The sequence below is a fragment of the Streptomyces sp. A 4/2 genome (genome assembly GCF_940670765.1).
Lineage (GTDB): Bacteria > Actinomycetota > Actinomycetes > Streptomycetales > Streptomycetaceae > Streptomyces.
This window is the reverse complement of sequence record NZ_CALNVW010000051.1, coordinates 1-24508: the sequence shown is the minus strand read 5'-3', so window position 1 is coordinate 24508 and position 24508 is coordinate 1. Positions and strand designations below refer to the sequence as shown.

Here is a 24508-nt window from a genome sequence, read left to right as displayed (position 1 = left end):
CGGCAGCGGCGCCCTCGGCAGCGGCCAGGGCGGGGTCGCGCGATGTGCGCGATGACGTACGCGCACTGCCTGCGCGCCCGGAAGCTCCGCTCGCCGTCACCCCACCGGCGAAGACCCCGAAAACCCGCCGACCGCCCGGTCGTGTCCTGAGGGACACCCGCACCGGGCCGACGAGAGGAAACCCTCCCGTGCCTGCCACCCTTCTCCCGCGCCGCGTCCTGGCCGCTGCCGCCGCCGTACCGCTGCTCGCCGTGGCGCTCACCGCCTGCGGTTACGGATCCGACAAGGCCACGGACGACTCGGGGAAGTCCCAGGTCGCCGCCGGGGCCAAGAAGCTCTCCGCCGACACGGTGAAGATCGGCTACTTCCCGAACCTCACCCACGCCACCGCGCTCGTCGGCGACCAGCAGGGCATCTTCCAGAAGGAGTTGGGCGGCACCCGGCTGAAGGCATCGACCTTCAACGCGGGCCCGTCCGAGATCGAGGCACTCAACTCCGGCTCGATCGACATCGGCTGGATCGGCCCGTCCCCGGCCATCAACGGCTACACCAAGTCCGGCGGCAAGAGCCTGCGCATCATCGGCGGCTCCGCGTCCGGCGGGGTGAAGCTGGTGGTCGACCCGAAGAAGATCAAGACCCTGGACGACGTCAAGGGCAAGAAGATCGCCACCCCTCAGCTCGGCAACACGCAGGACGTGGCGTTCCTCAACTGGATCGCGGGCAGGGGCTGGAAGGTCGACGCCAACAGCGGCAAGGGTGACGTGTCCGTCGTCCGTACGGACAACAAGGTGACCCCGGACGCCTACGCCTCCGGGTCCATCGACGGCGCGTGGGTCCCGGAGCCGACCGCGTCCAAGCTGGTCCAGCAGGGCGCGAAGGTGCTGCTCGACGAGAGCGACCTCTGGCCGGACAAGAAGTTCGTGATCACGAACATCATCGTGTCGCAGAAGTTCCTCGAGGAGCACCCGGACGTCGTCGAGGCCGTGCTGCGCGGCTCGGTGAAGACCAACGCGTGGATCAAGGCGCACCCCGACGCCGCGAAGGCCTCGGCCAACGCGGCGCTGAAGCGGCTGTCCGGGAAGGCGCTGCCCGCGGCGGTGCTCGACCCGGCGTGGAAGTCGATCGAGACCACCGACGACCCGCTCGCCGCGACCCTCGACAGCGAGGCGTCCCACGCGGTCAAGGCCGGACTGCTGAAGCAGCCCGACCTGAAGGGCATCTACGACCTGCGACCGCTCGACAAGGTGCTCAAGGCCGCCGGCCGGCCCGAGGTCTCCGACGCCGGTCTCGGCGTCAAGTAGGTCCGATCCCGTTTGCCGGGCGGTCCGAGCCCGGATTCCCCGACCGTCCCCAGGAGGTGACGACCATGGCCACAGCACTCGCCGGGGCCGACGACCGCATCGCGGTGACGCACGCGGCCCGTATCGAGCACGTCTCGAAGTCCTTCGGCGGACCCGCCGGGCAGCAGCTCGTCCTGGACGACATCACCCTCGATGTCGCACCGGGTGAGTTCGTCACGCTCCTGGGGGCGTCGGGGTGCGGGAAGTCCACCCTGCTCAACCTGGTCGCAGGGCTGGACGCGCCCACCGCGGGCTCCATCGAGACGCCCGGCGGGCGGCCGGCGCTGATGTTCCAGGAGCACGCGCTGTTCCCGTGGCTGACCGCGGGCAAGAACGTCGAACTGGCGCTGCGGCTGCGGGGCGTGCCGAAGGCCGACCGGCGCGGGGAGGCGGAGCGGCTGCTCGCTCTCGTACGGCTGGAGGGGGCGTACGCCAAGCGGGTGCACGAGCTGTCCGGCGGTATGCGGCAGCGGGTGGCGCTGGCCCGCGCGCTGGCGCAGGACAGTGAACTGCTGCTGATGGACGAGCCGTTCGCCGCGCTGGACGCCATCACCCGGGACGTGCTGCACGACGAGCTGACCCGCATCTGGCGCGAGACGAAGGTCTCGGTGCTCTTCGTGACCCACAACGTGCGCGAGGCGGTCCGGCTCGCGGAGCGGGTGGTGCTGCTGTCCTCGCGTCCCGGCCGGGTGGCGCACGAGTGGACGGTGGACATCGCGCACCCCCGCCGGATCGAGGACGCCGCGGTGGCCGAACTCTCGGTGGAGATCACCGAACAACTGCGTGGGGAGATCCGCCGCCATGGACAGCACTGACATCAGGGCCGACGAACTGGCCGGGCTCGGAGCGGGCCTGGACGCGCTCGACACCGTACGGGTCGACCGGGTCCCGGTCCGCGAGGTGCTGGTGCGGAAGGTGCTGCCGCCGGTGGTGGCGGTGGCGCTGGTGCTGGTGGTCTGGCAGATCCTGATCTGGGCGAAGGTCACCGACGACTACAAGCTGCCCTCGCCCGCCCAGGTGTGGGGCGAGGTGTCGGACTCCTGGGCGCAGGGCACGCTGCTCGGTTACATCTGGACGAGCGTCTCGCGCGGTCTGCTCGGCTTCCTCCTGGCCCTGGTGATCGGGACGCCGCTCGGTCTGCTGGTGGCGCGGGTGAAGTTCGTGCGGGCGGCGATCGGCCCGATCCTCTCGGGTCTCCAGTCGCTGCCCTCCGTCGCCTGGGTGCCGCCCGCGGTGATCTGGCTGGGGCTGGACGACACGATGATGTACGCGGTGATCCTGCTGGGTGCGGTCCCCTCGATAGCCAACGGTCTGGTCTCCGGCGTGGACCAGATCCCGCCGCTCCATCTGCGGGCCGGGCGCACGCTCGGCGCGACGGGGCTGCGCGGCACCTGGCACGTGGTGCTGCCCGCGTCGCTGCCCGGCTATCTGGCGGGGCTGAAGCAGGGCTGGGCGTTCTCCTGGCGCTCGCTGATGGCCGCGGAGATCATCGCGTCCTCGCCCGATCTGGGCGTGGGGCTGGGGCAGTTGCTGGAGCAGGGCCGGGAGACCAGCAGCATGTCGATGGTCTTCCTCGCCATCTTCCTGATCCTGATCGTCGGTATCGCCATCGACCTGCTCGTCTTCAGCCCGCTGGAGCGGCGGGTGCTGCGCAGCCGCGGTCTCCTGGTCAGGAGCTGACCCGCCGTGCACGACCACCGTCCGGTCCTCCTCGTCATCGCCCACGGCAGCCGCGATCCCCGGCACGCGGCGACGGTGCACGCGCTCACCCGCCGGGTGCGGTCGCTGCGCCCGGGGGTCCGGGTGGAGACGGGCTTCCTGGACTTCGACGCCCCGTCGGCCCCCCGGGTGCTGGACCGGCTGGCGGCGGAGGGGGTACGGGACGTGGTGGCGCTGCCGCTCCTGCTGACCCGCGCCTTCCACGCGAAGTCGGACATCCCCGCGGTGCTGCGGGAGGCTCCGGCGGGGTTGCGGGTCCGCCAGGCGGAGGTGCTCGGCCCGTCCCCGCTGCTGCTGGCCGCGCTGGAACGACGGCTGTACGAAGCGGGCCTCGACCCGCACCACAAACGCTCGACCGGGCTGGTTCTGGCCTCGGCGGGCTCCACGGACCCGGAGGCGATCGCAGTGATCGCTGAAATTGCGCGGGAGCTGCGGCACACCGGTTGGTGCGCCGTGCGGCCTGCGTTCGCCTCCGCTGCTCTGCCCCGTACCCAGGACGCGGTACGGGAGTTGCGGGCGTCCGGGTGCGACCGCGTCGCGGTGGCCCCGTACGTCATCGCACCCGGCCGCCTCCCGGACCGCATAGCCGCGGGCTCCCGGGAGGCGGGGGCGGATGTGCTGGCCGAAGTGCTTGGCGATTCCCTGGAGTTGGCCCGGTTGCTGCTCACTCGTTACGACGAGGCACGGGTACGGGACCCCAGGGCCTTCAGCTGTGCGGCAACGGCCTCGGGCGGGCGTCGTGCAAGCGTCCGCCCGAGACTGTTGCCGGTTGTTATCCGGCCTTGGTCGTCGCCTTGACCGTGGCGGCCGGGCCGACGCCGGCCGCGGTGACGGCGGCGACCGTGACCGTGTACGAGGTGCCCGGGGTCAGTCCGCCGATCACCCGGAACATCCCCTTGCCCGAAGGCTGTCCGACCAGGGCGTCACGTCCGGTGACCTCGATGGTGCGGCCGTCGGAGACGGTCAGCCGGTAGCCGATGACCTTGGCGTCGCCCATGTCGGTGGGCGGTGTCCAGGCGACGGTCGCCGCCTTGGCCTCGGTGCGCAGCTTGGGCCCGGTGGGCGCGGCGGGGAGCACGGTCGCCGCGGTGGGCCGGAGCGGGGCGGAGGCCAGCGACGGGGCGCTGATCCCGTGGGCGTTGGCCGCGGTGACGGTGACCGTGAAGGGGCCCGCGTCCGCGCGGAGTCCGCTGATCCGGATGTACGCCTGCCGCTTGTAGTCGGCCGCGGAGAGGGTCGCCGTGGCGGCCTCGGTGCCGTCGGGGCGCAGGGCGTGCGCGGTGTAGCCGAGGACCGGCGAACCGCCGTCGACGAAGGACGGGTTGAAGATCGCGTACAGGGCGTCGGCCCCGGCCGTGCTCGTGCCGACCCGGGACGGCGCCTCGGGCGCGGAGACCGCTCCCGCCGTACGGCTGAGGATCCCGCGGTAGGCGGGCTCGATCCCGGCGTTGCCGACGATCGCCGCGGGGGCGTCGGAGGGGGCCGTCATGATGTGGTTGCCGGTGGTCACCAGGCCCTTGTTGTCACCGTCGGCGGTGCCTTCCTCCCACCAGTTGTCCTTGATGAGCGTCGGGTCGTGGTTGCCGAGCTGGTCGCGGTAGTCGGTGTGGCTGCTGGCCACGTTGGCGTACGAGGCCCCGTAGAGCACATTGCCCTCGACGGTCTCGTAGGTGCAGCCGTTGTCGGTGTAGACGCTCTTGCCCAGGCCCCACTGGTCGTGGATGACGTTGCCCGTGACCTTCTCGCCGTCGGCCTGTGAGGTGCCGGTCAGGCCCTGGGTGTAGATGCCACCACCGTCGTCGAACATCTGCATGTAGTCGAAGATGAGGTTGTCACGCACCGCGTTGTCGTGGCTGGAGTTGGGGGTCGCGGGTGAGCCGACCTTGTCGGGCCAGCCTCCCCAGCCCATGGAGATCGCGCTGTAGCCGAGGTGGTCGAGCTGGTTGTGCGCGAGGGTGTTGTGCTGGGTGTAGCCGTTGAGGATGCCGACGGAGCCGTGGAACTCCCGGGGCAGCGCGTACAGGTGATTGTCCGTCACCTCCACCCCGCTCGCCGGGGTCCGGCCGTCGACCCCGCCGATCTCCAGGCCGTTGCCCGAGATGTCGGTGAAGGTGCTGCCCTTGACCTGGGAATCGGTGGTGCCGGTACCGAGTTCGAGCCCGGCGGCGCCCAGGTGGGTGAAGGCGTCGTCACTGAATTCGATGTGTGTGCCGTAGGCGAAGGAGACGTTGCCCGGCATCGGGGTCCAGGACGCGAACGGGCAGGTGCCGCCCTCGACGAAGCCGCACAGGCCCTGGGTGGCCCAGCCGGTCGGGCCGGTGACGGTGTATCCGGCCTGGATCTCGGAGAACCCTTCGGAGCTGGAGGGCGTCAGCCAGGTCGCGTAGCTGAACTGGAGCCCGCGGAAGGCCACATCGTGCACGGGGGCGGCAGCGGTGCCGCGGCCGTCGACGAGCTTCTCGGCGGCTGCCGCCTCGACGTCCGCGTGGCGGATGTTCTCGCCCTTGCGCGGCATGTAGTAGACGGTGTGGGCCGAGCGGTCGAGGTACCACTCGCCGGGCTGGTCGAGGAGTTCGTAGGCGTTCTCGATGTACGAGGCCTTGCCGTTGTTGGTGAGGTGGCCGGGGCCGACCATGGAGACGGTGCGCCCGGGGATGTCGGGGAACTCGACCCGCTTGTTGGAGTTGTCCCAGCAGGGCTGGACCATGGTGAGGGTGGTGTCCTTGGCCGCGGCGATCCGGCAGCGCGGTTCGGTCCACTGGCCGAGGCCGTTGCGTTCGACGTTCCAGAGCTCCTCGCCGCTGGAGTAGACGAATTCGGCGTCGGAGGGGTGGCGCCAGTGCGCGAGGGTGTCCGCCGTGGTGGTGTACCCGGTGGCGGTGGGGGTCAGGCCGACGGGTACCTCGCCCCGCGCGCGCTGGGCCCGCACCCCGTCGACGTACAACTGCCGGGTGTCGGTGAGTCCGCGGGGCGCGGGCGCCGAGTAGAGGCCGGGGCGTCCGTGGACCGGCTGCCAGCCCTGGACCTGCTTGCCGCCGCTGATGACGGTGGATCCGGTGCCCTGCCAGACGATGGTGTGGCCGTTGCGACCGGAGTCCCTGGCGTCGAGTACGAGCGGCTTGTCCGTCCGGTACGTACCGGACGCGAGGTGGACGGTCAGATCGCCCTTGGCGCGGGCGGCCCTGGTCCGGGCGAGATCGCGGGCCCGCTGGAGCGTCCTGACGGGGTGGCGGGCGGTGCCTTGTGCGTGGTCGTCGCCGGTCGGGGTCACGTAGACGTCCGAGGCGTGCGTATCAGCGGGGTGGCCGTTGCCTGCGTCGGCTCCGGCGGCGGTCACGCTGCCAGGGACGCCGAGCGCCAGGACGGCGGAGAGAGCAGCGACAAGTGCGGCTCTTCGGGGTGCGAGCATCTTCCCTCTCATGGAATCAGTTTCAGATAGCAGGAGAAAGGTAGGAGGGCTGGCGTGTAACGGTCAACGGTTATGCCAATAACTTCGCAACGGGTCCGAGACTTGACGGTGAGTCATCGGAGCAATCGGCGTGGGTCCGTACGGGTCCGTCGTCGGTTCAGCAGTCAGGTCAGCAGTCAGGTCAGCCGTGGCACGTCGTCACAGAGCATCGGAAGCGCGCGGGACCACGCCACGGACGGGCCCGTGCCGGGACCGCCTCGCGCCGGGCACCGCCCTGTTCAGCTCAGTGAGCCGCCGCGCTCAGCGGGCCGCTTCGGCGGCGACCAGGGCGGCCAGTTCCGCGACCGGCAGGGAGCCCGCGGCACGTCGCTCGCGCGCGAAGGCGTTGGCCGTGCGCTGGAGTACGTCGTTCACCGGCGTCGGCACACCGTGCATCCTGCCGAGGAGCGAGATCTCACCGTTGAGGAAGTCGGCCTCGATCGTGCCGGTCCCCCGGCTGAGGCTCTGCCACGAGGAGCCGCCGGCGTGCGGTTGCCCTTCGAGCGGCTGCAGCACGATCTTCTCGCCGCGGGCCCGCTGCTGTTCCTCGGTGCTCGCGGCCTCGATCCCGGCCGCAGCGTAGACCGCCTCGCCCTCCGCCACCACCTGCCGGGCGAGTCCGGCCCGTACCTCGCCGGGGTCGGAACCGCAGACGGCCTGGATCGAATTGCCGAGATTCGAGAGCAGCTTGGCGTACTTCCAGCGCATCACGTCCGGGACGACCGGTGCCTCGAACGGGGCCTTCTCCAGATCACCGGAGATCTGCCGGGCCGTTTCGTCCGTGCCCGACGGATAGCGGCCGATGTGCAGCATCCCGGTGAGCGGGGAGCCTGCGGCGGCGACCAGTCCGGGCTCCAGGAACGTCGCGGGCAGCCAGACGCACATGCCGTAGACGTGGTGGAAGCGGCGCAGTGCCAGCCGTTCGCCCTCGACGCCGTTCTGCGCGCAGACCAGCGGGAGCACCTCGGCGGCGGTCGCGCCGGTACCGGCCACCGGGCGCGGGGCCCAGGCGTCGAGGGCCGCGGCGCTGTCCTGGATCTTCACCGTCAGTACGAGTACGTCGTCGGCGCGCAGCTCGACCGCCTCCGGCCCGTCGGCCACCGGGAGCGCGAGCGTGCGGGTGCCCTCGGCGGTCGCCATGCGCAGTCCGGCGTCCCGCAGCGCCGCGTAGTGCGCGCCACGGGCGACGAGGACCACCTCGCTGCCGCTCTCGGCCAGCCGGCCGCCGATGATGCCGCCGACGGCTCCCGCTCCGATGATGATGTAGCGCATACGGGCGACTCTGGCACAGTCGGATAGCGTCCAGCCATGATCAGGGACACTTTTCGGCTCGGCGGTGAGCTGCCGGTACGGCGCATCGGTTTCGGTACGGCGCAGCTGACCGGCGCCGGGTACTGGGGCCCGCGCGGCGCACGGCAGGACGCGCGGGACGTACTGCGGCGGGCGGTCGAGCGCGGCGTCACCCTCATCGACACCGCCGACAACTACGGGCCCGACATCGCGGAAGAGCTGATCGCCGAGGCCCTGCACCCGTACCCGGCCGGCCTGGTGATCGCCACCAAGGGCGGAGTCGTCCGTACCGGCCCCGACGCCTGGCACATCGCGGGCCGTCCCGAGCAGCTGCGCGCGATGTGCGAGGCGAGTCTGCGGCGGCTGCGGGTGGACACGATCGACCTGTACCAGCTGCACCGGCTCGATCCGGACGTCCCGATGGCCGAGCAGTTGGGCGCCCTCGATGCCTTGCGGCAGGAGGGTAAGATCCGGTACATCGGCCTGGACACCATTACCGCCGATCAGCTCGAGCAGGCGCTCTCCCTGACCGGGATCGCCTCGGTGCAGAACCGCTTCAATCTCCTCGACCGCGCGTCGGCGGACGTGTTGGCGGCGTGCGAGCGCCACGGCCTCGCGTTTCTGCCCTGGTTCCCGCTGTCCAACGGCGCTCTGACCGGCGAGGCCTCATCGGCACTGACCGCGATCGCCGAACGCCATGGCGCCACCAGGGGCCAGCTCGCGCTGGCCTGGCTGCTGCACCGTTCCCCCGTCCTGCTCCCGACACCCGGCACCGGCTCGCTCGGACATCTGGACGAGAACGTGGACGCGGCAGAGCTGCGCCTGTCCGAGGAAGAAATGAAGGAGCTGAACGACCTGTGAGTACCGTCGTGATCCGGGCGGACGACGTCGATTTCGTACGGGACGGGAATCTGCTGCTGGACTCGGTCTCGATAACCGTGCACAGCGGGGAGCACTGGGCTCTGCTCGGTGCCAACGGCGCGGGCAAGTCGACCCTGCTCGGTCTGCTGGGCGCGGTGACCCATCCGACCCGGGGGACGGTGGAGATCCTGGGGCGCACCCTCGGCCGGGTGGATCTGCGGGAACTCCGGTCCCATCTGGGGCACATCAATCCGCGCCATCCGCTGCACTCGCCGCTGCGGGTCCGCGACGTCGTCCTGACCGGGCTGACCAACTCGATCGAGCCGGTCCCGCGCTGGTCGCCGACGGCCGAGCAGATCGGCCGGGCCGAGCGGCTGCTGCGGATGCTCGGCATGGGCGGCGAGAAGGCCGAGTCCCGCTGGCCGACGCTCTCGCAGGGTGAGCGGGGCCGTACGCTCATCGCCCGCGCGCTGATGCCGAGCCCGCGGCTGGTGCTGCTCGACGAGCCGGCCACCGGCCTGGATCTCGCCGCCCGTGAACAGCTGTTGAGCAGCCTGGACGAACTGCGCGGTGAGCATCCGGAGCTGGCGACGATTCTGGTCACCCACCACCTGGAGGAGCTGCCCGCGTCCACCACGCACGCGATGCTGCTGAGCGGTGGCCGGTGCCTGGGCTCGGGCCCCGCCGACGAGGTGCTCACGACCGACCAGGTCAGCAAGTGCTTCGACCACCCGGTACGGATCACCCGCACGGACGGGCGGTGGGCGGCACGGGCGATGGGCGACGTCAGTCGGCGGTCATCTCCAGCAGTTTGACGACGGTGTTCCAGTTGCGGGACGTGCCGTTGATCCCCCGGTTCAGGCCGGGCCGGCTCAGCTGTTCCGCGAGCTTGGAGCGGCCGAGTCCGTCCGGGGCGTAGAGGTAGAGGGCGCGGTCGCCGAGCCTGAACTCCTCCGGCAGATACGTCTGCGGGTCGAGGGCGGCGAACCGCTCGGGGGTGACGGGGCCCGAGAAGTAGGTGACATGGAGTTGCCTGCCTTCCAGCTCCGCCGCCGGGAACGGACAGGCCTCGGCGACGGCCCGCAGGTACGGGCCGCCGCGCACGAGGCAGTCGACGTGGAAACCGAAGTGGTCCTCGATGGCCTGCTCCACTCCTGCGGCGAGCACGTCCTCGTCCGTCGCGTCGCTGCTGAAGGCCGCGTTCCCGCTGTTGAGGTACGTACGGACATCGCCGTGGCCGAGTTCGGCGAGCACTGTTCTGAGCTCGGCCATCGGTACCTTCCGGTGCCCGCTCACGTTGATCCCGCGCAGCAGAACCGCGTACTTGTTCGTCATGGGACGAACATAGTGCGGGGCACGGACAGGGGTCCCGTGCCGCGACGGGCCGTCCGCTTCACCGGGTGGGCAGTTCGCTTCACCGGGCGGGCCGTCCGCTTCACCGGGCGGGCAGTTCGGCCTCGATGAGGTCGGCCGCCCGCTTCGTACCGCCCTCCCCCGCCATCTCCTCACGGATCCGCGTCAGCCGCTCCGCCACCTCGGGGTCACCGGCCACGGCGAGCACCGTGTCGCGCAGGGTCGCGGCGGTGGCCTCCGCCATCGGTACGTGCCGGGCGACGCCCAGCGACTGGAGCATGTCCGCGTTGGAGAACTGGTCGACGGCCTGTGGGACGGCGACCATCGGTGTGCCGGTGGCGAGGCCCTCCTGGCTGCCGCCCGCGCCCGCGTGCGTGATGAACGCGTCGGCCTGCTTGAGGATCGCGAGTTGCGGCGCCCAGCTCAGCACCTCGAAGTTGGCCGGGACCGGGCCCAGTTCGGCCGGGTCGATGAACTTGCCGATCTGGAGCACCACATGCCAGCCGGGCAGGTCTCCGAAGGCCTTGATGCACTCGCGGTAGAAGCCGGGCTGTTTGGTGAACGTCGACCCGAGCGAGACCAGCAGAACCTTCTCGGCACCGTCCGGCCGCTGCCAGCCGCCCTGTTCTCCGCGGTCGCCCTGGCAGGCGCCGACGAAGGTGTACACGTCCTCGTCGACGCGGTCGGCGTTCGGCTGCATCGCGCGGGGGATGAGGACGATGCTGCGGCGGGGGCGGCCGACGAACGGGTCGGGGTGTTCGTCGATGCCCTGGGACTCCAGCCAGGCGTGGAAGCGGTCGTAGTACGCCCGGCCGCGCTCGGTGGCCATCAGCTGGGCGGTCATCGGTTCGCCGACCTCCTGCTCGTACCCCCGCCAGGCGACCAGGTTGGGGGAGAGCGAGACGTCGGGGACGTTCCAGCGGCGGGACAGGACGATCGCCGGGTAGGAGGTGATGTCGTGGACGATCAGGTCGGGCACGCCGACTCCGTCCGCCCCTTCGTGTGCGTCGATCAGCTGCGGCAGCACGGTGATGGCGTCGCGGAGGAACGGCTCGACGTGCTCGATCACCTCGGTGCCCCAGGCCTCGGGGTCGTCGTCGGTGGGGAGCGTCGAGGTGTAGACGACGGGCTCGGCGCCGGTCTCCGCGACCTTGCCGGCGAACGACTCGGGGATCGCGTACGTGACGCGGTGGCCACGGGCGACGAGTTCCCGGATCACTTCGATGCTCGGGTTCACGTGACCGGAGGCCGCGATGGAGAACATGGCGATATGGGCGCGCTTCGGAGAAGTCATGCCTTCACGGTAGGCGAGACGAGACGTCTCGTACACTTAATATTCGGGGGCAGCCCACGGGGCACCCCGCGGTGCGCCCACCGACCGCCGGCCGCCCGTCGCCGACCGCCCGCCCGCTGCCCTCCGCCGAACGGGCCTGCCCGCACGGATGCGAAACTTGGCCTGTTCCAACGAGAGCGGGAGACATCACATGGACGAGTCCAGGGCGCGGGACGTACTGGCGGCGGCAGGTCTGGCGCAGGACGCGGCGCTGCTGGCCCTGGGCGAGAACGCGGTGTTCGCGTCCGGCGGGCTCGTCGTCAAGGTGGGCCGGGACGCGGCCCTGCTGGAGCGGGCCGAGCGCGAACTGTCCATCGCCGACTGGCTGGCGGAGGCGGGCATCCCCGCGGTCCGCGCGGCCGAGCCGAAGGCGCGGCTGGTCGACGGTCACCCCGTGACGCTCTGGCACCGGCTCCCCGACGCGGTCCGCCCGGCCGGGCCCGCCGACCTCGCCGTACTGCTGCGCGCCGTCCACGCGCTGCCCGCCCCCGCGTTCCCGCTCCCCCGGCGCGAGCTCCTCGGCGGTGTCGAGCGCTGGCTGCGGCTGGCCGGGGACGCCATCGATCCGGCGGACGCCGACTATCTGCGCGAGCGCCGTGACGGGTTCGCCTCGGCGGCAGCCGTGCTGACACCTCACCTGCCGCCCGGCCCGATCCACGGCGACGCGCTGACCCGGAACGTCCATGTCGGCCCCGGGGGGCCGGTCCTCGTCGACCTGGAGACCTTCTCCTCGGACCTGCGGGAACACGACCTGGTCGTGATGGCCCTCTCCCGCGACCGCTACGGCCTGGCCCCGGAGGCGTACGACACCTTCACCCGTGGCTACGGCTGGGACGTACGCGAGTGGGACGGCTGCGCGGTACTGCGCGGCGCCCGCGAGACGGCGAGCTGCGCCTGGGTGGCTCAGCACGCCCCGGCCAACCCCAAGGCGCTGGCCGAGTTCCGCCGGAGGGTGGCCTCGCTGCGGGACAACGACCCGGAAGTCCGCTGGTACCCCTTCTAGGACGTCCGGGACCCGTCCGAGACCTGCCCGGGAGACCTGCCCGCAAGACCCTGTCCACGGCTCAGGACCCGGCTGCCGGTCCGGCCGGAGCCCGGACGGCGGTCGGCGGCGCCTCGCGCAGCGGCCAGGCCGTGTCCACCACCGCGTCCGCGTTCCCCTTCCGCCGCAGGAACTTCTGGAAGTCGGTGGCCCACTCCGCGTACCACCCGATCTGGCTGCGGTGCAGGTCGGCGAGGTCCAGCGCGGCGACCTGCGGATGCCGCTCGGCGATCGCGATCGCCACCCGCACCGCGGCCAGCGCGTCGGCCGACGCCTCGTGCGCCGATTCGAGGACCACTCCGTACTCGCCGCAGGCCGCCTCCAGGGTGCGCTTGCCCCGGCGGAAGCGGTCGACGGCCCGGTCGATGGTGAGCGGGTCGATGACGGGCGCGGCCTCCGCCAGGCGCGGCAGGCCGTGCCGGCGCAACTCGGCGGCGAGCAGCGACAGATCGAACGCGGCGTTGTACGCGATGACCGGCACGCCGAGCGCCCAGTACCCGGCGAGCACCTCGGCTATCTCACGGGCCACTTCCCGCACCGGCCTGCCCTCCGCCACCGCCCGCTCGCTGGAGATGCCGTGGATCTCCGACGCCTGCGCCGGGATCAGCACCCCCGGGTCGGCCAGCCAGTCGTGGCGACGCACCACTTCCGCGTCCCGTACTTCGACGATCGCGGCTGTCACGATCCGCGCCTGAAGCGGATCCGTGCCGGTCGTCTCCAGGTCGAAGCCGACCAGCGGTCCCCGATGCCAGCTCATGGCGGCCCTCCTTCGTGGTGCTTTCCCCCAAGTGGGAACCACCCTCGCATGCGCCACTGACAACGCCCCCGGCGCGACCCGGTGGCGCACCCTCCGTCAGGAGACCGGGCGGGAATCGGCCCATACGGACTCGAACTCGTCGCGGTACGTCTCGAAGAGGCCGTGCTCGGCGTCCTGACCGTGCCGGACCACCGCCCGGCCGCCGCCCCGCAGCACCAGCACCGGGGCCTCCATGCCACGGGCCTTGCGCAGATACGACTGGACCACCGCGAGGCCGTCCGATCCGTCGCCGTCGACCAGACACGCCATGAAACGCGGGGTCTCGTCGAAGACATGGATCTCGAAGGCACCCGGGTCCCGCAGCCGGGACCGGACCCGGCGCATGTGCAGGATGTTCATCTCCACCGACCGGCTCAGCTCGCCCTTCTTCAGTCCCAGTTCCCGCTCGCGCCGCTTCACGGCGCTGCTCGCCGGGTTGAGGAACAGCAGCCGGACCCGGCAGCCCGACTCGGCCAGCCGGATCAGCCGCCGGCCCGAGAAGTTCTGGACGAGGAGGTTCAGGCCTATCCCTATCGCGTCGAGCCGGCGGGCACCGCCGAAGAGGTCCTCGGCCGGGATCTGCCGCTGGAGGCGGACCCGGTCCGGGTGGACGCTGACGACGTCCGCGTAACGGTCGCCCACCAGGTCCTCGACGGCGTCCACCGGGAGCCGGTCGGCGGTGGGCGCGCCGGAACCCGCCCCCAGGATGTCGAGCAGCCGCGAGGAGGCCCGCTCGGCCTGGGCCAGCACCGCCTGGGACAGGGCGCGGTTGCGCGAGACGACGTTCCGGGTGACCTCCAGCTCGTCCAGAGCCAGTTCCACGTCGCGCCGGTCGTCGTAGTACGGCTCGAAGCACGGCCAGTGCTGCACCATCAGCTCCCGCAGCTGCGGGAGGGTGAGGAAGCTGAGCACGTTGTCGTCGGCCGGGTCGAGCAGATAGCCCTTGCGGCGCGAGACCTCCCGTACGGCGACGGCACGCTGCACCCACTCCTGACCGGCCGGGCCCGCCGCGGCGACCACCCAGTCGTCGCCGTGCACCGGTTCGTAGATGGGGCGCAGCACAGCGGCCACCACCGCGCGGAGCCGCTGCTCCACGAGGTTCAGCCAGATGTAGGCGCGCCCGGCCCGCTGGGCCCGGGTGCGCACCTCGTTCCAGGCGTCCGCTCCCCAGTCGAGTTCCGCCCCGATCTCCATGGGCCGCGCCAGCGAGACCGCTCCGGGTGAGACACCTGTGGAGCCCCCGTCGTGACCTGGGTCACCTGGGGGTAGCTCCAGCCCTCCCGAGCCCACCCGCGTACCGCCTCTCACTCCCCCTGCAACGATCAAGGAAGGGTACTCCGCGGGCGGGAGCCGGTGCAGCCGCTTGCACAGGCTCCTTTCTCAACTCCCCTATTCGTGGTGACCGTTCTCACGACAGTTGCGGCCGGGTGAGGGGATTCGTAGTGGTTCGTGGCGAGAAGGCGCTGACACGCCCGACTTGGCACGGAGTGTGGAAGAGTCCTTCCCATGCAGGTCTGGCCGGGACAGACATACCCCCTCGGTGCCACGTACGACGGCGCCGGGACCAACTTTGCGGTCTTTTCGGAGGCCGCCGACCGAATCGAGTTGTGCCTGCTGCACGACGACGGTTCAGAGACGGCGGTGGAGCTGCGGGAGACCGACGCCTTCGTACGCCATGCCTATCTGCCGGGCATCATGCCGGGGCAGCGGTACGGATTCCGGGTGCACGGCCCGTACGCTCCGGAGAACGGGCAGCGCTGCAACTCCGCGAAGCTGCTCCTCGACCCGTACGCCAAGGCGGTGAGCGGGCAGGTCAAGTGGGACGAGTCGGTGTACGGCTACCACTTCGGCCGGCCGAACTCGCGCAACGACCTGGACTCCGCCCCGCACACGATGACCTCGGTGGTCGTCAATCCGTACTTCGACTGGGGCGACGACCGGCTGCCGCGGACGCCGTACCACGAGACCGTGCTCTACGAGGCCCATGTGAAGGGCCTGACGATGCTCCATCCGGCTCTGCCCGACGAGATGCGCGGGACGTACGCGGCGCTCGCGCATCCGGCGGTCATCGAGCACCTGACGGAACTGGGCGTCACGGCCCTGGAGCTGATGCCCGTTCACCAGTTCGTCAACGACCACCGTCTTGAGGACACCGGGCTCTCCAACTACTGGGGCTACAACACCATCGGTTTCTTCGCCCCGCACAACGCCTACGCCTCGTGGGGCGACCGCGGTGAGCAGGTCCTCGAATTCAAGCAGGCCGTCCGGGCCCTGCACGAGGCCGGGATCGAGGTCATCCTCGATGTCGTCTACAACCACACCGCCGAGGGCAACCACCTGGGGCCGACCCTCTCCTTCCGCGGCCTCGACAACGCCTCGTACTACCGGCTCACCGGCGATCCGCACTACTACATGGACACCACGGGCACCGGCAACAGTCTGCTGATGCGCTCCCCGCACGTGCTCCAGCTGATCATGGACTCGTTGCGGTACTGGGTGACCGAGATGCACATCGACGGCTTCCGCTTCGACCTCGCCGCCACCCTGGCCCGCCAGTTCCACGAGGTCGACCGGCTGTCGTCCTTCTTCGACCTGGTGCAGCAGGACCCGGTGGTCTCGCAGGTGAAGCTGATCGCCGAGCCGTGGGACGTCGGCGAGGGCGGCTACCAGGTGGGGAACTTCCCGCCGCTGTGGACGGAGTGGAACGGCAAGTACCGCGACACCGTGCGGGACCTGTGGCGCGGAGAGCCGCGGACGCTCGCGGAGTTCGCCGGGCGGCTCACCGGCTCGTCCGACCTGTACCAGGACGACGGGCGGCGCCCGCTCGCCTCGATCAACTTCACCACCTGCCACGACGGCTTCACCCTGCACGACCTGGTCGCGTACAACGACAAGCACAACGAGGCCAACGGCGAGAACAACCGGGACGGCGAGAGCCACAACCGGTCGTGGAACTGCGGCGCCGAGGGCGCGAGCGACGACCCCGCGGTGCTGGAACTGCGGGAGCGTCAGATGCGGAACTTCGTGGCCACCCTGCTGCTCTCGCAGGGGGTGCCGATGCTGAGCCACGGCGACGAGTTCGCCCGTACCCAGCGCGGCAACAACAACGCGTACTGCCAGGACAGCGAGCTGGCCTGGGTGCACTGGCCCGATCCCGAGCAGGTCCGCTCCGAGGACGGCGGGCGCAGCTCGCTGCTGGCCTTCACCCGGGCGATGGTGGCGCTGCGGCGGGAGCATCCGGTCTTCCGGAGGCGGCGGTTCTTCCACGGGCGTCCGGTGGAGGGCACCCATGACGACCTCTCCGACATCGCCTGGTTCACCCCGGAGGGCGAGGAGATGGTCCAGCGGGACTGGCAGGCCGCGCACGCCAAGGCACTGTCGGTCTTCCTGAACGGGAACGCCATCTCCGAGCCGGGTACGCGGGGCGAGCGGATCGCCGACGACTCGTTCCTGCTGATGTTCAACGCGAGTGCGGACGAGATCGAGTTCGTGGTGCCGGTGAGCCACGGCAGGCAGTGGGAGGTCGTCGTCGACACGGCCCATGAGGACGGTGTGCCGCCCGGCCGGGGGCCGAAGGTCGACGCGGGTGACCGGCTGGCGCTGATCGGGCGGAGCCTGACCGTGCTGAAACGGCCCGCCTGACCGGCCTGTCCGACCGGCCCGTACGGCAGGCCCGTACGGCAGGCCCGTACGGCAGGCCCGTACAGCAGGAGAGGCGAGCGGGTCGGGGCGGAAAGTGACAGGGAGTCGCGGAAACGGGGTACGTACGCTCCCATGACGCCCACTGCGACGTACCGGCTCCAGATCCAGCCGGAGTTCCCGTTCTCGGCCGCCGGGGAAGCGGTGCCGTATCTGGCTGCCCTCGGTGTCTCGCACCTCCATCTGTCGCCGGTCCTCGGCGCCGTGCCCGGCTCCACCCACGGCTACGACGTCGTCGACCACGCGCGGGTGCGCGACGAACTGGGTGGCGAGGCGGGGCTGCGGGCGCTCGCGGACACCGCCAGGACGCACGGTCTCGGTCTCGTCCTGGACATCGTGCCGAACCACATGGCCGCGTCCCCCCGCTACAACCGGCCGCTGTGGGAAGTCCTGCGCGAGGGGCCCGTGTCGCCGTACGCCCGCTGGTTCGACATCGACTGGGAGTCGGGCGGCGGCAAGGTGCTGCTGCCCGTCCTGGGCCACCGGATCGGCGACGAGCTGGACCGGCTGGAGGTCGACGGCGAGATGCTGCGCTACTACGACCATCTGTTTCCGCTGCGCGAGGGAACCGCGGGGCTGCCGCTGCCCGAGCTGCTCGACGCCCAGTGGTACCGGCTCACCTGGTGGCGGCTGGCCCGTACCGAGCTCAACTACCGCCGGTTCTTCACCATCTCCGATCTGATCGGGGTCCGCGTCGAGGACCCCGCGGTCTTCGTCGCCACCCACGCCAAGGTGCTGGAGCTGATGCAGGACGGCGTGATCGACGGGCTGCGCATCGACCACCCGGACGGCCTGGCCGATCCGGGTACGTATCTCCGCCGGCTCGGTGAGGCGACCGCCGGACGCTGGACCGTCGTCGAGAAGATCCTCACCGGCGACGAGCGGCTGCCCGCCGACTGGGCGGTCGCCGGGACGACCGGTTACGACGCGCTGCACCGGATCGACGGCCTGTTCACCGACCCCGCAGGCGTCGGCGAACTGCTCCGCCACTACCGGGACTACGCGGGCCCCTCGGGTGATCGCGGCGGGTACTGGGAGTCGACGGTGCGCCGGGCCGCGTACAAGGTCCTCACCCATGAACTGGCGGCCGAGACGGCGTTCCTGGTCCGTACGGCGGAGCAGATCTGCGCGGCCGACCCGGCACTGCGCGACCACGCGCCGTGGGCGTTGCGGGTCGCGCTGCGCGAACTGCTCGTGCGGCTGCCCGTGTACCGGCCGTACGCGACGGCGGGCGGGCCGACGCCGGACACCGCCGAGGCCACGCTGGATCCCGAGACGGTCCGGCAGGCCGCCGCTTCCTTCCCGGTGGCGGAGGAGGCGGCGGCCGTGGGGGTCGTACGGGACCTGGCGCTCGGCAAGCTCGGCGACGGTCCGGCCCACGCCGCCTTCTGCGCCCGCTTCGCCCAGACGTCGTCCGCGCTGCGCGCCAAGTCCGTCGAGGACACCGCCTTCTACCGCTACGCCCCGCTGGTGTCGGCGGGAGAGGTGGGCGGCGATCCGGGGGCGCCCGCGGTGAGCCCGTCGGAGTTCCACGCGTTCTGCGCCCGGCTCGCCCGCGACTGGCCGGGCAGCGGGACCGTACTGACCACGCACGACACCAAGCGCAGCGCGGACGTCCGGGCGCGGATCGCGGTGCTGACCGAGTGCCCCGAGCGGTGGGCGGAGCTGCTGGGGCTGCTGACCACTCCGGCGCCCGATCCGCATCTGGCGTGGATCGCCTGGCAGACCGCGTTCGGTTTCGGGCGGCCCGATCCGGAACGGCTGGGTCCCGCGCTGCTGAAGTCCGTCCGGGAGGCGGGGCTGCACACCAGCTGGACCGAGCAGAATCCGGCGTACGAGCAGGCGGTGGCCGACTTCGTGGCGGCGGGGCCCGCGGGGCCTCCGTACTCCGCGGTCGCCCGGCTCGCGCGCGCGCTCGATCCGTACGTACGGGCCAACACGCTCGGGGCGGCCCTGGTCCACCTGACCATGCCGGGGGTGCCGGACCTCTATCAGGGCACCGAGGGCACCTACCTGGCGCTGGTGGATCCCGACAACCGCCGTCCTCCGGTCCCGGTGGACCCGTCGGACGAGAAGCTCGCCGTGACGACCACCGCGCTGCTGCTGCGCCGTGACTTCCCGGACGTCTTCGGCGAGTCGGGGACGTACGCACCGCTGTCCCCCGAGGGCGCCGCCGCCGCGCACTGTCTGGCGTTCTGCCGCTCCGGCGAGGTCGTCACCGCGGTGACCAGACTGTCGCTGCGGCTCGCGGACGCGGGCGGCTGGCGGGACACGGAGCTGCCGCTGCCCGCCGGGGTGTGGCTGGATCTGCTGGCGCCCGAGCGGGAGTTCACCGGCCGGGTGGCGGTGCGGGAGCTGTTCGCCGTACGGCCGGTGGCGCTGCTCAAGCGGGTCGTACGCACAGCGCCCGGGGCGCGCGGGTGAGCAGCCCGGTCTCGACGGGCCGGAAGCCGTCGGCCCAGCGGAGGCCGGGCATCGCCTCCAGCAGTGCGCGCAGCCCGTACTGCGCCTGGAGCGCGGCCACCTCGGCCACCGGGCAGCCGGGCGGGCCGAGGGCGAGACGGCCCGGGTCGGGGCGGAACAGGTCGAAGTCGTCGGCTGCCGCGAACCGTTCGTGGTCGCGGCCGGCCGAGCCGATCAGGATGCCGACGGCGGCGCCGGCCGGGACCGTGCCGCCCGCGAGGGGTACGTCCTGCACGGCCCTGCGGACCAGGACATGGACCGGCGGGTTCCGGCGCAGCGTCTCCGCCCAGGCGCGCGGGATCAGGGCGGGGTCCTCCCGGACGGCCGCCAGCTGCGCGGGGTGGTCGAGGAGGTTGGCGATGAGTGAGGCGAGCGCCTTCTCGGTCAGGGCGGCCCGGTCGGCGAGGAGACCCGCCAGCGCGGCGGTGCCGGGCCCGCCCCGCCCGCGCCGCCCGGGTCCGGTACGGGTGGGCGGCAGGCCGCGGTCCCCGCGGGCGAGCGCGTCGTAGGGCAGCCCGGCGGCGGTGGCGACCACTCCGGACGGCAGCCAACGGCAGAACTCGGCGACCAGGTCGGCCTCGGGGCGGCGGGCGAGCCGGCTGGCCAGGACGTACGCGGTCCGCTCGGCGATCTCCCGGAACGCGCCCGTGGCATGCTCACGGACCGCCCGCGGGGCGAGGAGGTGCGGGGCCCCGCACCGGTCGTCGCCCGGTTCGCAGCACGAGACGGAGCGCGGGCGGCCCAGACGCGCGTCACGGAGCGCGCCGACGACATCGGTGTACCGGCTGACCAGCCAGGCGCCGAGGTGCGGGTCGTAGGCCGGCGGGTGGCGCTCGCGCAGCGTGCGGTACAGGGGGTACGGGTCGGGGGCGGCGGCGAGGGAACACTGCGGGGCGGCTGGTCCCGCAGCCGGGCGCACCGGCACCGGAGCGGACTCCTCGGCGGCCGGATCAGCGGTCATCGTGTCACCCGCCCGGTCTCGGTGCCCCGCCGCGCGGCGCTGTTCCTCTCAGCGGACCACCGGAGGCCCGGCCACGCAGTCGGCGTGCGCCCGTACGGGTGACCGCGTGGTGCGCAGCAGCTCGGTGAAGGCCGCTGCCGCGCCGGTCAGCGCGACGCGGGAGAAGACCGTCAGCTCGCGTCGCCACGACGGGTCGACGCGCAGCACCACACAGTCCTCGCCGACCGCGCCCCGCACCACGTGCAGCGGGACGGCCGTGATCCCGACGCCCGCCGCCGCCATCCGTACCGCTGTCGAGGTGTGCTCGGTCCGTACGGCGGTGCGCGGTGCGAAGCCCGCTTTCGCGCAGGCCCGGTCCAGGAACGGCTGCCCTTCGACCAGTGGTTCCATCGCGCACCGCACCCAGGTCCGGTCGGCCAGTTCCGTCAGGCCGACCGTGCCGCGCCCGGCGAGGGGGTCGTCGAAGGGGACGGCGACGATGATCTCCTCCTCGCCCACCGGGACGACGGGACCCGGCCAGTACTGCGGCGACGGGCCGACGGCGAGGTCCGCGGTGCCGCGCTCGACCTGTTCCTCCAGGGCGTCGGTGGAGGCGTACTCGTGCAGGAAGAGCGCGACGCCCGGGTGTGCGCGCTGCCACCGGGCGAAGACCTCGGGCAGGACACCGACGGCTATGGCGTGCACGGTGGCGATGTGCAGTTCCCCGCCCTCCGCGCCCGCGGCGGCGCGGGCCGCCCGCCGGGCCTGGACGGCGCTGCGCACGGCGAGCTGCGCGTGCGGCAGGAAGGCGCGGCCCATCGGGGTGAGCCGGACGCCGCGCGGCAGCCGCTCCAGGAGCGGTCCGCCTACGGACTTCTCCAGTGACTTGATCTGGTGGGAGAGCGCGGGCTGGGTGACGTGGAGAAGCTCGGAGGCGCGGGTGAAGGAGGACGTGTCGACGACGGTCACGAAGTACTCCATCTGTCGCAGGCTCATGCGTCCGCGCTCCCGGCGCCGCCATAGAAGCTGTGCATGGACTCCACACAAACATTGCCTTGGACTCATGACAAGGTCCGGCCGGAGGGTGGAGCCATGACAGCGGCAGAGGCAGCAACAGTGGTGACGGCGGCGGCAGTTACGGACGTGATCGTGATCGGCGGCGGCACCGGTGGGTACTCCACCGCGCTGCGCGCCGCGGCCCTCGGCCTCGATGTCGTCCTCGCGGAGCGCGACAAGGTCGGAGGCACGTGCCTGCACCGGGGCTGCATCCCCAGCAAGGCCATGCTGCACGCCGCCGAACTCGTCGACGGTATCGCGGAGGCGCGCGAGCGGTGGGGGGTGAGGGCGACGCTCGACTCGGTGGACTGGCCCGCGCTGGTCGCCACCCGCGACGACGTCGTCTCCCGCAACCACAAGGGTGTGGAGGGGCATCTCGCGGAAGCCGGGGTCCATGTGGTGCGTGGCAGCGCCCGGTTGACGGGGACGCGGACAGTACGGATCGACGGCGCGGGCGGCTTCACCGCCCGGCGCGGCATCGTGCTGGCCACCGGCTCCCGACCCCGTACGCTGCCGGGACTGGACCACGGCAGCCCGCAGATCGTCACCAGCGACGACGCCCTGTTCGCGCCGGGGCTGCCGGGGTCCGTCCTGGTGCTCGGCGGTGGGGCGATCGGGGTCGAGTACGCCTCCCTGCACCGCTCGTTGGGCGCGGACGTCACACTCGTCGAGGCCGCGGACCGGCTCGTTCCGCTCGAAGACACCGAGGTGAGCCGCCACTTGGCGCGCGGGCTCAAGAAGCGCGGCATCGACGTGCAGGTGGGTGCGCGGCTGGTGGACGCGGCCGTCGACGGCGACGGTGTACGGGCCACGGTCCGCACCGCGCGCGGTGAGAGCCGCACCGTGCGGGCCGAGCGGCTGCTGGTCGCGGTGGGCCGGGTGCCGGTGACCGACGGGCTGGATCTGGCGGCGGCCGGACTGGCCACCGACGGACGCGGTTTCGTGGCGCCCGCCGACTGGTCCCGGCTGGAGAGCGCGGTGCCCGGCATCCACGTGGTGGGCGATCTGCTGCCGCCGCCCGCGCTCGGGCTGGCCCACGCGTCGTTCGCGGAGGGCCTGTTGGTCGCCGAGACGCTGGCCGGGCTGCGGACTCCGCCGGTGGACTACGCGGCGGTGCCCCGGGTCACGTACTCCTCACCGCAGACCGCCGCGGTCGGTCTGACGGAGGCCGAGGCCCGGCAGCTCGACCACGACGTGGTGGTCGGCACGATGCCGTTGACGGCGGTCGCCAAGGGCATGGTGCACGGCCGGGGCGGCATGGTGAAGGTCGTGGCCGAGCGGAACGGGCGGGTGCTGGGCGTGCATCTCGTCGGGCCGAACGTCTCGGAGATGATCGCCGAGAGTCAGCTGATCGTCGGCTGGGACGCCGAACCCTCCGATGTGGCGCAGCACATCCACGCCCACCCGACGCTCTCCGAGGCGGTCGGTGAGACCTTCCTCGGTCTGGCGGGACGGGGGCTGCACCAGCGGTGAGCCAGGACCTGTCCGGCCGGTCAGGCGGAGGACAGCCGGAACTGGATCTGTCCGAAGCTGACCGAGTCGCCGTCGTGCACGATCACCGCGCCCGTGACCCGCCGCCCGTTGACGGTCGTCCCGTTGGTCGAGCCGAGGTCGCGCAGCACCCACGCCCCGGCCTGTACCCCGAGCTCCGCGTGCATCCGGGAGACCGATTCGTGGTTCAGCCGCAGGCCGTTGAGCGGGTCGCGCCCGATGCGCAACGGGTAGGGGCCGGGCGCGGGAAGCAGCAGTTTGGGCAGCCGCTCGGCGGTCCAGGCCCTGCGCAGCCGCCCCGGGAAGGCCGAGACCTGGCCCACCGCGCCCACCAGCCGCTGCGTCCAGCCGCTGTCCCGTTCCAGGTCCGCGGTGAGCACCTCCAGCTCGTCGGACCTGCGGGCGGCGAGGGCCAGTTCCATCCGGCGCATGAAGGTGTCGTGCGACAGCTTGCCCTGCACCGCGCCCTCCCTGAGCACGACGAGTACCCGGTCGCGCTCGGCGTCGGAGAGCCGGACGGGAGAGGTACTGGGGTCGTGCGTGGGAGATTCGGAGGAGGACGTCACACGGATGATTGTCGGGCCGCCCCGCCGGAGGTGTCCAGACGGGTCCCCGCTTTCCGATATCCGTGTGACGGGGACGGACGGCGATTGTTACGGTCCGCGGACATCACCTGCCTCCAGGAGCCGATTTGACCGCGTCACCGCACGACCGCGAGCTGGTGATCCGCCCGCTGACCGGGCCGGACGAGCTCGCACTCTTCCGTACGCTGCCGTACGTACTCGACCACGAACTCGCCGACGACCTGGCGAACGGTCTGCGCCGTCCCGAGTGGATGTGGGTGGCGCTGCGCGGTGACCGCGTGCTGGCGCGGGCCGCCTGGTGGGCGCCCGGCCCCGGCAGCGCGGCGCCGTACATGCTCGACTTCTTCGATCTGGACGACTCGCTGCCCGAACCCGAACGCGGCGAGACCGGGCTCCAGTTGCTGGAGACGGCCATGGCGCGGCTCTTCCCCGGCGGTACCGAACGCCCCGAGTACGGCCGTTACGTACCGCCGGACTGGCGGACGGACCCGGTGGCCAGGGACACCGTGGAGGCCAGGAAGCGGGTCCTGGAACGGACTGGGGCGCGGCTGCTGGTGGAGCGGCTCCGGCTGGAGTGGACGCCGGGGACCGCTGTCCCGGGACCGAGTGGGCGGCTGGTCTTCCGTGCGGTGCGCGACCGGGAGGACCTGGTGTCGTTGATGGCGCGGGTCGTCGAGGGCACCCTGGACGCGCACAGCCTGGCCGCTCAGGCGTCCGGGCTGAGCCCGCGCGCGGCAGCCGAGCAGCAGTACGACGAGGAGCTGACGGGGTACCGGTCGCCGCGCGAGTGGTGGCGGATCGCGGAGCTGCCGGACGGCGAGCCGGTCGGTTTCGTGATCCCCGCGCGCAACAACTACCACGCGATCATCGCGTACATCGGGGTACTGCCCGGCCACCGCGGCCGGGGCCACATCGACGAGATCCTCGCCGAGGGCACCCGGATCCTGGCCGCCGAGGGAGTGCCGCGCATCCGCGCGGCGACGGACCTCGGCAACGTCCCCATGGCGTGGGCCTTCGAGCGGGCGGGTTACGCCAACTTCGAGCGCGAGCTCAACCTGGTGTGGGATCCGCCGCCCGGCGAGTCCGCTTAGGA

At 71.9% G+C, this 24508-nt stretch carries 20 protein-coding genes; 11 read left to right on the top strand and 9 right to left on the bottom strand.

Annotated elements, in window-relative coordinates:
* Positions 1–188: 188 nt before the first annotated feature.
* From NBY69_RS33605 to NBY69_RS33590, 4 genes are all read left to right on the top strand, one after another.
* The gene (locus NBY69_RS33605; RefSeq protein WP_250305784.1) at positions 189–1301 is read left to right on the top strand and encodes an aliphatic sulfonate ABC transporter substrate-binding protein; all 1113 of its coding nucleotides are present in this window, start codon (positions 189–191) and stop codon (positions 1299–1301) included.
* Positions 1302–1366: 65 nt separating this feature from the next.
* Complete coding sequence (locus NBY69_RS33600) at positions 1367–2155, top strand: ABC transporter ATP-binding protein (RefSeq protein WP_250305782.1); 789 nt, start codon at positions 1367–1369, stop codon at positions 2153–2155.
* A complete protein-coding gene (locus tag NBY69_RS33595; RefSeq protein WP_250305780.1) occupies positions 2142–3020 on the top strand; it encodes an ABC transporter permease in 879 nt (292 codons plus the stop codon). Before NBY69_RS33600 ends, NBY69_RS33595 begins: the two co-directional genes overlap by 14 nt.
* A 6-nt stretch (positions 3021–3026) precedes the next feature.
* Positions 3027–3857: a sirohydrochlorin chelatase gene (locus tag NBY69_RS33590; RefSeq protein WP_250305779.1), complete on the top strand. Its 831-nt coding sequence runs from the start codon at positions 3027–3029 to the stop codon at positions 3855–3857.
* On the opposite strand, the gene NBY69_RS37470 is transcribed toward NBY69_RS33590, so the two are convergent.
* Positions 3832–6480, bottom strand: coding sequence for a fibronectin type III domain-containing protein (locus tag NBY69_RS37470; protein ID WP_284350042.1), 2649 nt, complete (start codon positions 6478–6480; stop codon positions 3832–3834). The genes NBY69_RS33590 and NBY69_RS37470 overlap by 26 nt on opposite strands.
* A gap of 288 nt (positions 6481–6768) precedes the next feature.
* Positions 6769–7779 carry a ketopantoate reductase family protein gene (locus NBY69_RS33575; protein WP_250305774.1) on the bottom strand — a complete coding sequence of 337 codons (1011 nt, stop codon included), beginning with the start codon at positions 7777–7779 and terminating at the stop codon, positions 6769–6771.
* Positions 7780–7815: 36 nt separating this feature from the next.
* Between NBY69_RS33575 and NBY69_RS33570 the strand changes: the two genes are divergently transcribed.
* Together NBY69_RS33570 and NBY69_RS33565 are read left to right on the top strand one after the other, a co-directional pair.
* On the top strand, positions 7816–8658 hold the full coding sequence (locus NBY69_RS33570; protein WP_250305772.1) for an aldo/keto reductase: 843 nt from the start codon (positions 7816–7818) through the stop codon (positions 8656–8658).
* Entirely contained in the window at positions 8655–9473 is an 819-nt protein-coding gene (locus NBY69_RS33565) for an ABC transporter ATP-binding protein (RefSeq protein WP_250305771.1), read from the top strand. Before NBY69_RS33570 ends, NBY69_RS33565 begins: the two co-directional genes overlap by 4 nt.
* On the opposite strand, the gene NBY69_RS33560 is transcribed toward NBY69_RS33565, so the two are convergent.
* On the bottom strand, positions 9445–9993 hold the full coding sequence (locus NBY69_RS33560) for a DUF1697 domain-containing protein (protein ID WP_250305768.1): 549 nt from the start codon (positions 9991–9993) through the stop codon (positions 9445–9447). The genes NBY69_RS33565 and NBY69_RS33560 overlap by 29 nt on opposite strands.
* A 100-nt stretch (positions 9994–10093) precedes the next feature.
* The gene (gene mgt, locus NBY69_RS33555; protein WP_250305766.1) at positions 10094–11305 is read right to left on the bottom strand and encodes a macrolide-inactivating glycosyltransferase; all 1212 of its coding nucleotides are present in this window, start codon (positions 11303–11305) and stop codon (positions 10094–10096) included.
* A 190-nt stretch (positions 11306–11495) separates the two neighbouring features.
* On the opposite strand from mgt, the gene NBY69_RS33550 reads away from it, so the two are divergent.
* On the top strand, positions 11496–12347 hold the full coding sequence (locus tag NBY69_RS33550) for a phosphotransferase enzyme family protein (protein WP_250305764.1): 852 nt from the start codon (positions 11496–11498) through the stop codon (positions 12345–12347).
* Between the two features lie 61 nt (positions 12348–12408).
* Here NBY69_RS33550 and NBY69_RS33545 read toward each other — a convergent pair whose 3' ends face one another.
* Both NBY69_RS33545 and NBY69_RS33540 read right to left on the bottom strand, forming a co-directional pair.
* Complete coding sequence (locus NBY69_RS33545) at positions 12409–13143, bottom strand: 3'-5' exonuclease (RefSeq protein ID WP_250305762.1); 735 nt, start codon at positions 13141–13143, stop codon at positions 12409–12411.
* Positions 13144–13239: 96 nt separating this feature from the next.
* Positions 13240–14472, bottom strand: coding sequence for an SAV2148 family HEPN domain-containing protein (locus NBY69_RS33540; RefSeq protein ID WP_250305761.1), 1233 nt, complete (start codon positions 14470–14472; stop codon positions 13240–13242).
* Between the two features lie 216 nt (positions 14473–14688).
* Here NBY69_RS33540 and glgX point away from each other — a divergent pair, with 216 nt between their 5' ends.
* Both glgX and treY read left to right on the top strand, forming a co-directional pair.
* Positions 14689–16824, top strand: coding sequence for a glycogen debranching protein GlgX (gene glgX, locus NBY69_RS33535; RefSeq protein ID WP_250305760.1), 2136 nt, complete (start codon positions 14689–14691; stop codon positions 16822–16824).
* A gap of 132 nt (positions 16825–16956) precedes the next feature.
* Positions 16957–19305: a malto-oligosyltrehalose synthase gene (gene treY, locus NBY69_RS33530; protein WP_250305757.1), complete on the top strand. Its 2349-nt coding sequence runs from the start codon at positions 16957–16959 to the stop codon at positions 19303–19305.
* On the opposite strand, the gene NBY69_RS33525 is transcribed toward treY, so the two are convergent.
* On the bottom strand, positions 19265–20305 hold the full coding sequence (locus NBY69_RS33525; RefSeq protein ID WP_250305754.1) for a cytochrome P450: 1041 nt from the start codon (positions 20303–20305) through the stop codon (positions 19265–19267). The genes treY and NBY69_RS33525 overlap by 41 nt on opposite strands.
* Before the next feature lie 48 nt (positions 20306–20353).
* Positions 20354–21280 carry a LysR family transcriptional regulator gene (locus NBY69_RS33520; RefSeq protein ID WP_250305748.1) on the bottom strand — a complete coding sequence of 309 codons (927 nt, stop codon included), beginning with the start codon at positions 21278–21280 and terminating at the stop codon, positions 20354–20356.
* A gap of 96 nt (positions 21281–21376) precedes the next feature.
* Here NBY69_RS33520 and lpdA point away from each other — a divergent pair, with 96 nt between their 5' ends.
* Positions 21377–22813 (top strand): dihydrolipoyl dehydrogenase, encoded by a 1437-nt coding sequence (gene lpdA, locus NBY69_RS33515; RefSeq protein WP_250305747.1) that lies wholly within the window; start codon positions 21377–21379, stop codon positions 22811–22813.
* Positions 22814–22833: 20 nt separating this feature from the next.
* On the opposite strand, the gene NBY69_RS33510 is transcribed toward lpdA, so the two are convergent.
* Entirely contained in the window at positions 22834–23397 is a 564-nt protein-coding gene (locus NBY69_RS33510; protein WP_250305746.1) for a DUF1707 and FHA domain-containing protein, read from the bottom strand.
* Positions 23398–23522: 125 nt separating this feature from the next.
* On the opposite strand from NBY69_RS33510, the gene NBY69_RS33505 reads away from it, so the two are divergent.
* Positions 23523–24506: a GNAT family N-acetyltransferase gene (locus NBY69_RS33505; RefSeq protein WP_250305745.1), complete on the top strand. Its 984-nt coding sequence runs from the start codon at positions 23523–23525 to the stop codon at positions 24504–24506.
* The last annotated feature ends 2 nt before the right edge of the window (positions 24507–24508 follow it).

What these genes read in the sequence shown, in the direction of transcription:
- NBY69_RS33560 (WP_250305768.1), bottom strand. Translation starts at nt 9,993, where the DNA reads ATGACGAACAAGTACGCGGTTCTGCTGCGCGGGATCAACGTGAGCGGG.
- NBY69_RS33600 (WP_250305782.1), top strand. Translation starts at nt 1,367, where the DNA reads ATGGCCACAGCACTCGCCGGGGCCGACGACCGCATCGCGGTGACGCAC.
- mgt (WP_250305766.1), bottom strand. Translation starts at nt 11,305, where the DNA reads ATGACTTCTCCGAAGCGCGCCCATATCGCCATGTTCTCCATCGCGGCC.
- NBY69_RS33575 (WP_250305774.1), bottom strand. Translation starts at nt 7,779, where the DNA reads ATGCGCTACATCATCATCGGAGCGGGAGCCGTCGGCGGCATCATCGGC.
- NBY69_RS33595 (WP_250305780.1), top strand. Translation starts at nt 2,142, where the DNA reads ATGGACAGCACTGACATCAGGGCCGACGAACTGGCCGGGCTCGGAGCG.
- NBY69_RS33550 (WP_250305764.1), top strand. Translation starts at nt 11,496, where the DNA reads ATGGACGAGTCCAGGGCGCGGGACGTACTGGCGGCGGCAGGTCTGGCG.
- lpdA (WP_250305747.1), top strand. Translation starts at nt 21,377, where the DNA reads ATGACAGCGGCAGAGGCAGCAACAGTGGTGACGGCGGCGGCAGTTACG.
- treY (WP_250305757.1), top strand. Translation starts at nt 16,957, where the DNA reads ATGACGCCCACTGCGACGTACCGGCTCCAGATCCAGCCGGAGTTCCCG.
- NBY69_RS33570 (WP_250305772.1), top strand. Translation starts at nt 7,816, where the DNA reads ATGATCAGGGACACTTTTCGGCTCGGCGGTGAGCTGCCGGTACGGCGC.
- NBY69_RS33545 (WP_250305762.1), bottom strand. Translation starts at nt 13,143, where the DNA reads ATGAGCTGGCATCGGGGACCGCTGGTCGGCTTCGACCTGGAGACGACC.
- NBY69_RS37470 (WP_284350042.1), bottom strand. Translation starts at nt 6,480, where the DNA reads ATGAGAGGGAAGATGCTCGCACCCCGAAGAGCCGCACTTGTCGCTGCT.
- NBY69_RS33520 (WP_250305748.1), bottom strand. Translation starts at nt 21,280, where the DNA reads ATGAGCCTGCGACAGATGGAGTACTTCGTGACCGTCGTCGACACGTCC.
- NBY69_RS33525 (WP_250305754.1), bottom strand. Translation starts at nt 20,305, where the DNA reads ATGACCGCTGATCCGGCCGCCGAGGAGTCCGCTCCGGTGCCGGTGCGC.
- glgX (WP_250305760.1), top strand. Translation starts at nt 14,689, where the DNA reads ATGCAGGTCTGGCCGGGACAGACATACCCCCTCGGTGCCACGTACGAC.